The sequence below is a fragment of the Ruminiclostridium cellobioparum subsp. termitidis CT1112 genome (assembly GCF_000350485.1).
Taxonomy (GTDB): domain Bacteria; phylum Bacillota; class Clostridia; order Acetivibrionales; family DSM-1351; genus Ruminiclostridium; species Ruminiclostridium termitidis.
The window spans coordinates 122,266-134,653 of the sequence record NZ_AORV01000046.1; the positions used below are offsets into that span (position 1 = coordinate 122,266).

General features: G+C 42.7%; 9 protein-coding genes. 3 read left to right on the forward strand and 6 right to left on the reverse strand.

Features of this window, described 5'->3' with window-relative positions:
• Positions 1–66 precede the first annotated feature (66 nt).
• From CTER_RS17450 to spoIIE, 3 genes are all read right to left on the reverse strand, one after another.
• Positions 67–705: a hypothetical protein gene (locus CTER_RS17450; protein WP_004627511.1), complete on the reverse strand. Its 639-nt coding sequence runs from the start codon at positions 703–705 to the stop codon at positions 67–69.
• Between the two features lie 78 nt (positions 706–783).
• Positions 784–1,128 carry a hypothetical protein gene (locus CTER_RS17455; RefSeq protein ID WP_004627594.1) on the reverse strand — a complete coding sequence of 115 codons (345 nt, stop codon included), beginning with the start codon at positions 1,126–1,128 and terminating at the stop codon, positions 784–786.
• Positions 1,129–1,220: 92 nt separating this feature from the next.
• Positions 1,221–3,632, reverse strand: coding sequence for a stage II sporulation protein E (spoIIE, locus tag CTER_RS17460; protein ID WP_004627593.1), 2,412 nt, complete (start codon positions 3,630–3,632; stop codon positions 1,221–1,223).
• Positions 3,633–4,214: 582 nt separating this feature from the next.
• Between spoIIE and CTER_RS17470 the strand changes: the two genes are divergently transcribed.
• The 3 genes from CTER_RS17470 to CTER_RS17480 all read left to right on the forward strand — a co-directional run bounded on the left by CTER_RS17470 (position 4,215) and on the right by CTER_RS17480 (position 7,537).
• Positions 4,215–5,003 (forward strand): PPC domain-containing protein, encoded by a 789-nt coding sequence (locus tag CTER_RS17470; RefSeq protein WP_004627670.1) that lies wholly within the window; start codon positions 4,215–4,217, stop codon positions 5,001–5,003.
• 206 nt (positions 5,004–5,209) lie between these two features.
• Positions 5,210–6,307 (forward strand): putative NPN-dependent ornithine cyclodeaminase, encoded by a 1,098-nt coding sequence (locus CTER_RS17475; RefSeq protein ID WP_040761490.1) that lies wholly within the window; start codon positions 5,210–5,212, stop codon positions 6,305–6,307.
• A 447-nt stretch (positions 6,308–6,754) separates the two neighbouring features.
• Positions 6,755–7,537 carry a hypothetical protein gene (locus CTER_RS17480; protein WP_004627596.1) on the forward strand — a complete coding sequence of 261 codons (783 nt, stop codon included), beginning with the start codon at positions 6,755–6,757 and terminating at the stop codon, positions 7,535–7,537.
• A 70-nt stretch (positions 7,538–7,607) separates the two neighbouring features.
• Here CTER_RS17480 and CTER_RS17485 read toward each other — a convergent pair whose 3' ends face one another.
• From CTER_RS17485 to CTER_RS17495, 3 genes are read right to left on the reverse strand one after another with little or no spacing between them, the layout of a single operon-like run.
• Positions 7,608–9,023: a phosphoglucomutase/phosphomannomutase family protein gene (locus CTER_RS17485; protein WP_004627758.1), complete on the reverse strand. Its 1,416-nt coding sequence runs from the start codon at positions 9,021–9,023 to the stop codon at positions 7,608–7,610.
• A gap of 20 nt (positions 9,024–9,043) precedes the next feature.
• Entirely contained in the window at positions 9,044–11,434 is a 2,391-nt protein-coding gene (locus CTER_RS17490; protein WP_004627748.1) for a glycoside hydrolase family 94 protein, read from the reverse strand.
• Between the two features lie 50 nt (positions 11,435–11,484).
• Positions 11,485–12,381, reverse strand: coding sequence for a carbohydrate ABC transporter permease (locus tag CTER_RS17495; protein WP_004627661.1), 897 nt, complete (start codon positions 12,379–12,381; stop codon positions 11,485–11,487).
• Positions 12,382–12,388 lie beyond the last annotated feature (7 nt).

Here is a 12,388-nt window from a genome sequence, read left to right on the forward strand (position 1 = left end):
TCTGCGGTATTAAACTATTAAACTGCGGTTGCACTTATGTATGGGCTGTGTATCCGGCAGACTTGATTACAGCCTGGTAATGACCTGTGTGAATAAAAGCCCCAATGCCTCGCTCAGCAGCGCATTCCACAGAAATACCAGCATAAACACCAGGCTCCTTACACTTGTCGGAAGTTTGAATAATACGCATAGACCGCGCGTAATGGCTCCGTTAAACCAGAAGTATGCCAAAATATCCAATACCGCGGTGATATATAACAGCGCCAAAGACTTATAACTACTGCTCATTTGCAAAGTGTAATACCCCAGCAGATTTATGGGAGTGACGATGATATTTACGACTATGTATACTTTCATAACCTTTGTCAGCAGGCTGGAGTAAGACACTCCCATAGCCATCGAATTGCTGTCGCTTCTCTTTTTGAAATGCTTTATAATATCGAAGACCGGATAGGAAAAACAAATTACATCCACAAGTCCAATTACCAAAGCGGCTAAAAAAAGAAGCGCACCTGTTCTGATATTGAAAACAACGCTGACTTTATCAGAGGTATCAAGGTTAACTCCAAGTACTCCCAGACCCACGTCACGTATGCCTACCAGAGCAATGCCTATGTATAGCCACATATTCTTATCAGTCAATTTTGAATAAAAATCTTTTTGCAGCAGAAAAAAATCTATTATTTTAGAGGTTTTAAATTTCATCATTTGCTCCTTAACACAAAATGAGTTTACTTATAATAATATATCTTATTTGGTAAAGGAAAATCAATAGAGCAAACCTTATAAAAACAACTTTATTAAAATAAAAATCACTGCTGCTATACTCCCGAACAAAGCGGAATTAATTAAAAGGTTTTTCATGAACCTGGATTTGGATTTTAACCGATCCTTCCTTTTTGGAGGACTAAATTTACCCTTGTTATCCTTAATGTAGTTATTAATAATTAACTCTGCCTCCTTCAGAATAAAATCGTTTTTTACATCAGGATTTTTGGCGGAGGTCAACTTGCTGCCCGCTGCTTTTTCCAGCTCCTTATCTTCTTTTAACACCAGAATAGCCTCCTCAAATAAATTTGAATGAATATCTTTGATAATTATTACTTTCTTAGATCTTCCATAAAACATAGCATCCTCCAAAGAACTCTGATTATGGGTAGTTTGTGGAATTTTAACATTTTTATGCATGACATCGATATAACAGCAAAATAATATCAGATTTATTTGGACTTCCACACTTTTGATACCAGCACCAGCATATCGTCAGCAGGCTCATTATTCTGACAGCGGCTTATGGCTTCATCCATCAGGTCATCAGCCATTTTCTGCGGATTTCTGGTATCCATGCCCTGTAAAATATTTTGAACCTCCTTTACACTGTCCTGGCAGTCTTTGAAGGAATCAATTATCCCGTCGGATAACATTATTAAAAAGTCTCCGTTGCCAACTTTCTTATGTATCATCTCCACTTCAACCTCACTTAAAATACCAGCCGGAAGAGAAGCAGCACGCACTGTTTCAACATATTCCTCCCTCTTTATGAAAGTAGGAGCCGCACCTACCTTGCAGAATTCAACCTCTCCTTCGTACAGGTCTACAACAGATATATCTATTGTTGCAAAGGAATCGTCAGTGGCTCTTAAAACAAGTATTGAATTAATCAGCTTAACAGTTGTATCCTTGTCAAAACCAGACTCCATAAACTGTTCTATGAGATTTACAGTGGCCTTGCTCTGCATACAGGCCTTATGCCCTGTTCCCATACCGTCACTCAGCGCCGCTATGTATTTGCCGTCGCCTGTATTTAAAAAAGTGTAATTATCCCCTGAAACATATTTTTCATTCTTCGACACCCTCGCCACACCGGTTATAACTTTATAGGTTTCTTCCTCCACCAGTTTAATGGTACAGGTATTTGTTTTAGGATTAAGAGCACAATCACTTCCCTCTTTGATCATTTTTCGCCCTACAACCTCTGTAACGGTTTTTTCAACACAGCCTATGCAGCTTCTCTTTCCCCCGCAGCCTTTGTAAGTCAGGGTCATTTCATACTTGCCGAATTTGTTTTCATATACCACGGCATCCGCATGTTTTATTCCGGCCTTTGTCAATTCCAGTACGATCTGATTTTCCAAATCTTCTTTAAAACAGATATCGGTATTTAATTCGTTAGCCAGGTTGGAAATTATTGTAGACATACTTTTGAGCTGCTGGGATACCAGCCCCCTGCTCTCACCGATTTTGCTCCGCCATACCATATCAACCTTGAAAAGCTCAAAAACATTATTCACCGCCAGCACAAAATCATCCACCCTCTCACATCTCTCAAGAAAATATTGAGGAATGTCATTTTGCTCTATCCAACCCTTTCCATCCAATTTTTCAACTATTTTGAACATGACCTGATATGTATTGCAGAAGTTATGCTCCCAGCAATGGACACACAGGCTGCAATCCTTGCAGACCCTGTCTGCCACCCTGTCGAATATGGCGGTGATATCATGTTTTTCAGTTATTGCCTTTGTCTCGGAAATTTCATCAAAGGTCCTGGACATTTCAGAAAATGCCCTGGAGAACTTGTTCAATTTCTCAACTGTTATCTCCTTGATTCTTGCGCTGTAGCCTTTTTTGTCCCCTCTTGCAACCAGGCTTTTATCAAATTTTGTTACAACCGCATCCATGGCTTTTTCAGGTATGAGCATAAATATGACGATTGAGACAATTATTTCATACAGAAATACAAGAACCTCGGTAGACCCGTTGGTATAAAAGGTAAGGATCGCATTTCCCATTAAAACCCCCACACAGGAGCCGATTTTCCCCATATTTTTTAAAATTCCTGCAAGTAATCCACAAAATGCATAAGAAGCTATGATAATTGGGGATGAATTGGAGGAAATACTTATGACGGTCCCAACAATCACCCCTATGGCCGCTCCGTTTCCCGCTCCTGTTTTAAAGCTGAAAACCAGGATTATTATGATACACAAAATATTTTTGAGACTGACTCCGAAAATATTCCATCCGCCCAGACCTCCCACCGCCAGCGCGCAGGCTATGGCAATGCTCAGTATTTCCTCGTTTGTAAGGGAGTATCTTCTGGAGGGGTTCCCCAGGACCTCCAATACATTTTTAAAAACAAACACCAGCGCAAAGATTATAAATCCGTTTATGATGGATTTCAAAACATCATACATTAAGAAGCCCTGCAGATATGTCAATACCATTTCAGGTATCAGAACTCCGATAAAAGCAATTATTCCAACCCTTAAATGCGAGCCTGCGCTCTTTTTAAAGGGAATGTTAATGGCATTAAACAGCAGCATGGCTACAACTGCGGTATACAGCTGAACGGTAGCCCCCGATGTCAGCATTCCTGCAAATATTGCGATTGATATCATTATCCTGTTTATATTGAGACCCAGAGTGGCTGCGTAAAGAGCGATCCCAAACGGCATCAACCCTCCCAGCAGTGATATCCTTCCCAGAAGAAAAGCCGCAGGTATAATTATAAGATTGGTTTTATTCAGATATTCCAGAATAGCTGCTGCCTTACCGGTTTTACCCTTTTGATGTGTTGCCGATCCATGACCTCCAAAATTTTTGTATGGAAGCGATTCTGTTTTCATCATATGTGACCCCCCGTGTTTATCTTAAGTGACAACTGCAGTGTCGTTTAGCATGCAGAATGATTATAATTCAGCAATCAGAAATTATTTGTCACTTTCTGGGGATAATTTCAAAAGAATTTAGACACATATCAGCAAAAAACCTTATGGGTTAAACATCAATTTAACTTTTTTAACCTTGCTTTAATAAAAAGGGCAAAGTAGGATTAATTGTTTTTTGCTGTCTGCTGTCGAAAGTTTTTTATTTTAGAGAACCTGCAAACAGCCGGTATAATTGCTTTTCCCGGGGCCATTTACGGCCAGGCAGCTCCCTGTCTCTTAAAATATCGCGGATTATCTAGGCCCCTGAAAGCCCAAAAAATCAGGTTTTGGGACAGGTTCACCCCTATACCGGATTTGGAAAAATGGGGCAAATGAATTATAATAATTACAGAGCTCAAGTTCACAATTCAAATTTGAAGAAACTCAATCAGGAAATGCATTTCTGGAAATTTTACAATCAAATGGAGGAAAAATATTATTTTAAATTACAATCCAAATCCTTGCCTCAACAGGCATCAATCAAAAAAAACCGGAGGTCAATTAATGAAAAAATTCTTACCTTTTATAATTTGTTTTGCACTTTTGTTATCCATCTCTTTTTCATGTACCGTGTTTGCAGCAGTCAATGAAACCGAACCCAATAATACCATGACCACTGCTAGTCCACTCAGACCCGGAGATACTGTCAACGGTAAAATTTCAACCTCTTCCGATCTGGATTACTACATGCTGCAGCTAACAGCAAGCGGAAACATAAATATTTCGCTCGGCACCATCCCAAGCGGCTGTGATTATGATTTATACCTTTATGATAATAGAGGAAGTCTTATCAGGTCATCAACAGCCGGAAGCAATACAGATGAAAACATATCCAATACCCTGAATGCCGGCACTTATTATGTCTGCGTAAAGAGCTATTCCGGTTATTCCGCAAGCAGTGATTATACATTGTCAGTGAAAAGTTCAGGTTCTACCAACCCACCGACTACCCCTCCTGTTCATGGCGGAGATGCATATGAATTCAACGATACTCTTGAGCTTGCCTCTGATTTTTACGGCAGCCTGGAAGCCAATATTCATCCTTTGGGAGATGTGGACTGGTACAGATTCAGCGTAACTCAAACCTCAGCCAAGCATTTTCGGCTTTATAATCCTTCTACAGATCTGACATACCACTTTGCAATATACAATGCCAACGGCGGTTATGTTTGCTCGGACGGCGGTATCGGTGATTACACCGTAACTTTAAGTCCCGGTACTTACTATATCAAAGTTTTCAGCTATAACTCCGAGTCAGTGCTCAACTACCGTTTGCAAATGACTACCGTTTAAGGCAGTTAAAAATCCCTGGGATCTCTTCCCGGGGATTTTTTCATTTCATTTTCCGCCGGCTGTCAAATTACTTTTTTATTAATTAAAGTCTTTGCAAATAATAATAAAGTCTTTAAAATCATTACTTGACTTGATACAATGTTTATATTATTCAGCAAAGTAAATCAATAAAACAAGTTAACATAAAATAATCAAATTCAGAGAGGATGACCAATTTGTTTAAACTTCCAGAATACACAGTACCTGATTTCAGTAAAGCGATCTTCGAAGCAGCCCCGGTTGTAAATACGGTACCCGCACCGGGCGACGGACTCTTGCCTGATAATTTCTATGCAACAACAATTTACCCTGAATACTTTAAAATAGGAAGCAGCTGGGAGCTTATAAATGCTCCCCGAATGGACTGTGCTGTTGTTGTCAGGGATGGGAAGCCTTATGCCGTTGAAGCAAGAAGGGTTGGGAAGGATGAAGCTGTTGTAGTTGGAAGAGAGGAAGATCTTTCAAACGGAGTCTTCATTCATTATGATGCTTTTAAGGAAAATAATAACGGAAGAGTGCAAAGCTTCGCTTTCCGTACGGGAAAGTCGAGGGAATCCTCCTACTCAAGAGATTATGATCAGTTATATGATATTCTCAGGCACGACCGTGAACATGGTTCCATAGTCTGGGTGCTTGGGCCGGCTGTAGCCTTTGATTTTGACGCCCGCAGATCCATGTCCGGTCTCATTGAACATGGTTACGTTGATGCGCTGTTTGCAGGAAATGCATTGGCGACCCACGATCTTGAAGCCGGCCTGTTCCATACCGGTCTCGGGCAGGATATATACACAAAGGAACTGTACTACAACGGCCATTACCACCATCTTGAGACAATCAACAGGGTAAGGTGTGCAGGTTCCATAGAGACTTTTGTAACCCAAAACAATTTGAGTGACAGCATAGTTGCCTCCTGTGTCAGGAAAAATGTTCCGCTGGTTCTGGCGGGTTCCATCCGTGACGACGGTCCCCTGCCCGGAGTGATCGGAAATGTTTACGAAGCCCAGGATGCCATGAGGCGGCACATCATGAAGGCAACAACCGTAATAGCACTCGCTACACAGCTTCACACCATAGCCACCGGCAATATGACCCCCTCATGGCAGATATGTGAAGGCAAGCTGCGCCCGGTTTACTTCTATACTATAGATATTTCGGAGTTTGCAGTCGGAAAGCTTCATGACAGAGGCAGTCTCAGCGTCAACAGCATAGTGACAAATGTTCAGGATTTCCTGATCAATGCCGCAAGGAGTCTGGAAGTAATATGAGAATTTTGAATGATGAATAATATATACTCTAAAATTATTTGTATACTACACTAAACAAAAAATAAAAACCACAAAAACGGACTGAAATTTTGTCCGTTTTTGTGAGAAGGTTTCTGAAAGTATCCATTTATCGGCTTTTCCCACAGCCGGTTATGGGAAATTAGCTCTGGTTTTCTTAAAATATCGTCGATTATGAAAGTCCCATAATGCTTGAAAATTTAACTATTGGGACAGGTTCACTCTTATACGGGGTTTGGAAAAAATGGGTAAATGAATTATAATGTATACATGAGCTCAAGTACACTATTCGAATAGAAAACAGTCATTCAGGGAATGCATTTCCAAAAAATCTACTAATAATTGGAGGAAAAACTTATTTCAAATTACAACTTAAAGCCCAGCTCCAACAGTCATCAATCAAACTTAAAATTTTCAGGAGGTCACTTAATGAAAAAAATCATACCAGTATTAATTTGTTTTGCGCTTTTGTTATCCATCTCTTTCTCAAGTACAGTATTTGCTGCATCAAATGAAACCGAACCCAATGATACCATGGCCAATGCCAATACAATATCTTCCGGCAGTATTATTAAAGGCAAAATTTCCACCTTTTCCGATGTGGACTTCTACAGGATGTCAATTATGTACAGCGGAACCAGAGTCATTACTCTGAGCGATATTCCAAGCGGCTGTGATTATGGTTTATATCTTTATGATGCCAAAGGAAATCTGATAAGCTACTCCACGGCATCCGGCAATGCAGATGAGAGCATAACAAAATCCATGGAGGTACAAGAGCAGTATTATATATGTGTTAGAAACAGCTCAGGCTATTCCAGCAGCAGCGACTATACCTTATCGGTAAAAGCCACGGGCTCAGTAACCACCCCTGTTCTTCCTTATCATGGGGGAGATGCATACGAATACAACGATACTCTTGAGCTTGCCTCTGATTTTTACGGCAGCCTGGAAGCTACAATTAGCCCCTTGGGAGATATAGACTGGTATAAATTCAGTATTACTCAGACATCAACCCAAAAAATAAAGCTTTACAGTCCATCCTCAGACTTGTCGTACAAGTTTCAAATATGCAGTGCCGACGGAAAAAGTATTTCCAGTGTTACCGATGAATGCACCCTGACCCTGTCTCCCGGTAAATATTACATCAAAGTATACGGAATTGATTCATCGTCAGTGCTTAACTACCGTTTGAATATGACCACCGTTTAAGCAGTTAAAAAAATCCCTGGGATAGTCCCCCAGGGATTTTTTGTTTATCTCGTTCCATCCAATCAAATAATCATAGAATATTCAAAAACTCCTTCATAATATTGCTTACTGCAACAGCCATCTCCTCATTTTCCATTTCACAGAAAATCCTGAGAAGGGGCTCTGTGCCTGAAAAGCGGGTTATGATCCAGCCGCCGTTTTTAAAATACACCTTTACGCCGTCCATATAGCTGACTCTTTCCACCTCGTAATTGAACTCAGGTAACTTCTTCTGATCAAAAAGCAGCTTCATCAGACGGTCCTTCTCAGCATAGCTGAACTTGAAATCCTTCTCGGTCATATAGGAGCAGCCGAAGCTGCCATGTATCTCCTCAAGCAGCTGTGACAGGCTCTTGCCTGTCACACTCAGCAATTCAATGAGCAGGCTGGCAGCGAATATTCCATCCTTTCCGCTGATATGTCCTCTTATGGTCAAGCCCCCGCTGCTTTCTCCACCTATGAGGCAGTCGTACTTTTCCATGTTGGAGCTGATATGCTTGAATCCCACCGGAACCTCATAACAGGTCTCCCCGAACCCTTTTGCTATCCTGTCCAGCAAGTGTGTGGTTGCAACGTTGCGTACAACTCCACCGGTCCACTTTTTGTATTTAAGCAGGTAATAGTACAGCAGCGCCAGAATACTGTTGGGATGGATAAAGTTGCCTTTTTCGTCAATTATCCCGAGCCTGTCGGCGTCACCGTCAGTGCCTATGCCAAGGTCGTAGCCCTTTTCCACCACCATTTCTCTCAGGCGCTGCAGAGTATGGGAGCTGGGAGACGGCAGTCTGCCTCCAAACAGTGTATCATGCCTGTCATTTATTATATCCACTTCACACCTTGCGGTTATCAGTATTGTCTGAAGTGAGGTCTTTGATACTCCGAACATTGGATCCAGCAGTATCTTAAGGTTTCTTCCCTTTATGGCCTCCATGTCTATCATATTGATAATAGTGTCGATATACTCATTAAAGGGGTCTATCACTTTGATGCTCCCATTTTCAATTCCGGTACAAAAATCAATATCCTTTATGGTACTGACGTCAATTTTATCTATATAATGCTCTATATTCGCCGTTACTTCCTGCGAGGCATCTCTCCCGCCCCTTGTAAATACCTTGATTCCGTTGTAGTCGGCAGGATTATGGCTGGCAGTTACCGCGGCCCCATAGCAGGTATCACGTCTGTTCACGGTAAACATTACAAGAGGTGTGGGCGCCACCTTTTCTATAAAATACACCTGTATCCCATTTCCTGCCAGAACTTCAGACATCCACTTCGCCGCCTTGTCCGAGAGAAATCTCCTGTCATAGCCGATGACAAATCCGTTTTCAGTGCACTGCTGCTCTGCCATCATCTGGGCAACCGCCTGTGTCAGCAGCCTGACATTCTGCTTTGTGAAATCCTCCCCGATTATTGCTCTCCAACCACCTGTACCAAATTTAATCATATATATCCAACCTTTCTCCTTTACCCCATTATAACCTCAACCATATTTACCGTTCCTTCGGGCTGTGGCGGAATAGCATCCTCTATCAGCCGTCCGTTCAGCTTGATATATTTGATTCCCTTCTGAACACGTCCGGGATTTCTGACACTGATCCTATATTCGGCACCTCTCCAGCTCCTGTCGGCCTGGAAACCTTCCCAGCTTTCAGGAATACAGGGATCTATGACCATGCCGTCAAAAGTCAGCCTTATGCCCAGCATGTATCTGGTAGCAGCAAAGTATGCCCAGCCTGCACTGCCTGTCAGCCACGGGTGGCGGGCCCTTCCATGGGCCGTGTGATCCCTTCCCATTATGAACTGGCAGTAGGAATATGGCTCGGCCTCGCGGATCTCTATCATGTCATTCTGATTATACGGCAGCAGGGCGTTATAAAATTTCATTGCCCTGTCGCCCCTGCCCAGCTTGCACTCTGCCACCCAGGCCCAGGGGTTGGGATGGCTGAATATGGCTCCATTTTCCTTTATTCCTCTGTAAACCCTGGTTATAAAACCAATATCGTCATCGGGCTGTGTAAAGGAAGGACTGTTCAAATGAATGCCAAAGTCGGAGTACAAATATTCATCAACGGCATCCATACAGGACAGGGCCCGCTCTTTGCCGGCAACACCCGAAACTACAGCCCATGCGTTGGATTCCAGATGCACCTTGCCCTCCCGGCTCTCTTTAGTGCCTATTTTGTCACCCTTGGCAGTGATCCCCCGGATATACCATTGTCCGTCCCAAAGTTCCTTTTCACAGGAATTCCTCACCTTGTCAGCCATTGTGCCGTATTTTTGCACATCCTCCTGCCGTCCCGCAAAGCGGGCTGCTTCCAGGAAGGCCTGTAGGGCCCAATAGTGCAGGAAGGATACCATTGCGCTCTCACCTCCGCCCAGGTTCAGACAGTCATTCCAGTCAGCCCTGAGTCCCTTGCATATTCCGGTGGCCCCGACCTGTTGGGCCGAGAAATCCAGAATGCGCTTCATATGCTCATAAACCGTGGCCTCTCCGCCGTCTGCGAAGGTTACCCTTTCATCCAGAAGTACAGCCTCTCCGGTCTCCTTGATATATTCACATATAGCCGGAACCAGCCACAGGGCGTCATCCGAGCAGGTATCCTTCAGACCGTGTATCATATTTGAAAGATCCGGCTCGGGAACAATTGTAGGTGATTTGATTTTAGGCTTGTTTTTCTTTTCTGGGTCAAACCAGTCAGGATCGAAAAGGTGCAGGCCATATCCCATATTCACCTGCCCTCTTAAGAGTTCGATGATTCTCTGACGGCACTTGGCAGGATTTGAATGTGGAATACACATGACATCCTGGGCAGTGTCCCTGTAGCCCAGACCGGTTCTGCCTCCCACCTCTATAAAGGAGGCGAATCTCGACCAGACCACATTTGTCTCGGCCTGATAAAGATTCCATGTATTGAGCATTGTATCCATGCCTTCATTGGGCGTATGTACCTGCAGGATCTTCAGCTTTCTGTCCCAATATTTTTTAAGCTCGGTGAAGGCTTTATCCACATTTTCAATATTGGAATATTTTTGTTTTATTATCCTTCCGCAGTCCCGGTTTCCTTCACCCAGCATATATACAATTCTTGTTTCCTCTCCGGGTTCCAGAATAATCCGTTTATGCAGTGAACCACAGTGATTCCCCCCCAGTTCGCTGCTTCCTCCGCACTGTCCCAGTTCAACCGCCGCAGGGTTGGTTTCGGTCCTGTAATTTCCTATGAATTTATCCCTTAAGCAGTCAAAACTGTCGGGTTCAAAATTTGAAGCAAAATAATGGTAGGCCCCCGGAACGTAGAACAAATCATATTCGATTATTCCGTCACCGTAGTTGGAACCGGCACAATAGAGGCTCATCTGATGGTTCTGATTGTCAATCTCTATCTCATTGAAGGAAAACTCGCAGTAGGAAAAAATACTTAAATTCCTTTTCCTGTCCGAATTGTTTTTTATTTTTACATCCCAGAGCTCCACATCGTCCTCGACCGGTATGAACAAGGTCTGTTCAGCGCCGATACCGCCGTAGGTGCTGCTGAATTTTGAATAGGACAATCCGTGCCTGCACTGAAAATATTTCAGGTCTTTGGCAACAGGCTGCCAGGATACCGACCAGTAGTCGCCGGTTTCGTCATCCCTCAGATAGACGTAATGTCCGGGCCTGTCAAGGGGGACGCCGTTTGGCCTGAAACGCGTTATCCTGTGATGCTGTGCACTTTTATAAAAAAGATATCCGCCGGCATTATGTGAAATAACCGCACACATATCCTTCACTCCGAGATAATTGGTCCATGACGCAGGAACATCCGGCCTTTCAATTACATATTCTCTATTTTCATTGTCAAAATATCCGTATTTCATTATAAACCTCCATGTCCCATAAATATTGTTACATTTCTCCAAAGTCAGGTCTATCCTTTGACTGCTCCGGCTGTCATCCCCTTTATTACATATTCCTGTGATATGAAATAAAGGATTAAAACAGGCAGAACGGTAATGAAAATAGCCGCCATCATTGCTCCGTAATCCGTGCTGTACAAACTCTGAACCTGTGAAATGAGAACCGTTACCGGCATATTTCTCTTGCTGAGGTAAACCAGGGGTGTCAGCAAATCGTTGTAGGACCATAGGAACTCCATTATTCCAACAGATACAAGAGCAGGTATTGTAAGCGGTATGGTGATCCGGGTGAATATGCCCGGTATACTGCAGCCATCTATTAATGCGGCTTCCTCCAGTTCCTTGGGCAGCCCTGACATAAAGCTGGTAAGCATAAGTATTGCAAAATTCATTAATCCTGCAACCTGCGGAATAATAACAGTCAGATAAGAGCCCTGGAAACCTTCAAATATATCGCCGATGTTTTTCATAATAACAAAGTTCGGGACTATAACTGCGAACTGTGGTATCAGCATACTTGCCACAAGATACGCCTTAACAGCCTTTGTGAAGCGGAATTTGAATCTTGCCAGAACAAAGGCAGCCATACTTCCAAGTATCAATATCAGAAGCAGGGTACTTCCCGACATGATCAGGCTGTTCTTGAAACCTCTGAATATATTGTTCTCCGAGAATCTTTTCAGGGTTTCGAAATTCTGAAAAATGGTTCCGCTGTCCAAATAAGCTTTGGGCAGTGAAAAGGCACTGCCTATTATTTCATCGTTATTTTTAAATGCGTTTATAAATATCCACACCAGAGGTGCTATGGTGGTTATGGCCCATAAAGATAAAACTATATAAGTAATCAATTTGGAGCCCTTGATTCTATAAATACCTCTTACAGGTATCAATTTGTTTTTACTCTCCATAATCGCT

What these genes read in the sequence shown, in the direction of transcription:
- CTER_RS17450 (WP_004627511.1), bottom strand. Translation starts at nt 705, where the DNA reads ATGAAATTTAAAACCTCTAAAATAATAGATTTTTTTCTGCTGCAAAAA.
- CTER_RS17455 (WP_004627594.1), bottom strand. Translation starts at nt 1,128, where the DNA reads ATGTTTTATGGAAGATCTAAGAAAGTAATAATTATCAAAGATATTCAT.
- spoIIE (WP_004627593.1), bottom strand. Translation starts at nt 3,632, where the DNA reads ATGATGAAAACAGAATCGCTTCCATACAAAAATTTTGGAGGTCATGGA.
- CTER_RS17470 (WP_004627670.1), top strand. Translation starts at nt 4,215, where the DNA reads ATGAAAAAATTCTTACCTTTTATAATTTGTTTTGCACTTTTGTTATCC.
- CTER_RS17475 (WP_040761490.1), top strand. Translation starts at nt 5,210, where the DNA reads ATGACCAATTTGTTTAAACTTCCAGAATACACAGTACCTGATTTCAGT.
- CTER_RS17480 (WP_004627596.1), top strand. Translation starts at nt 6,755, where the DNA reads ATGAAAAAAATCATACCAGTATTAATTTGTTTTGCGCTTTTGTTATCC.
- CTER_RS17485 (WP_004627758.1), bottom strand. Translation starts at nt 9,023, where the DNA reads ATGATTAAATTTGGTACAGGTGGTTGGAGAGCAATAATCGGGGAGGAT.
- CTER_RS17490 (WP_004627748.1), bottom strand. Translation starts at nt 11,434, where the DNA reads ATGAAATACGGATATTTTGACAATGAAAATAGAGAATATGTAATTGAA.
- CTER_RS17495 (WP_004627661.1), bottom strand. Translation starts at nt 12,381, where the DNA reads ATGGAGAGTAAAAACAAATTGATACCTGTAAGAGGTATTTATAGAATC.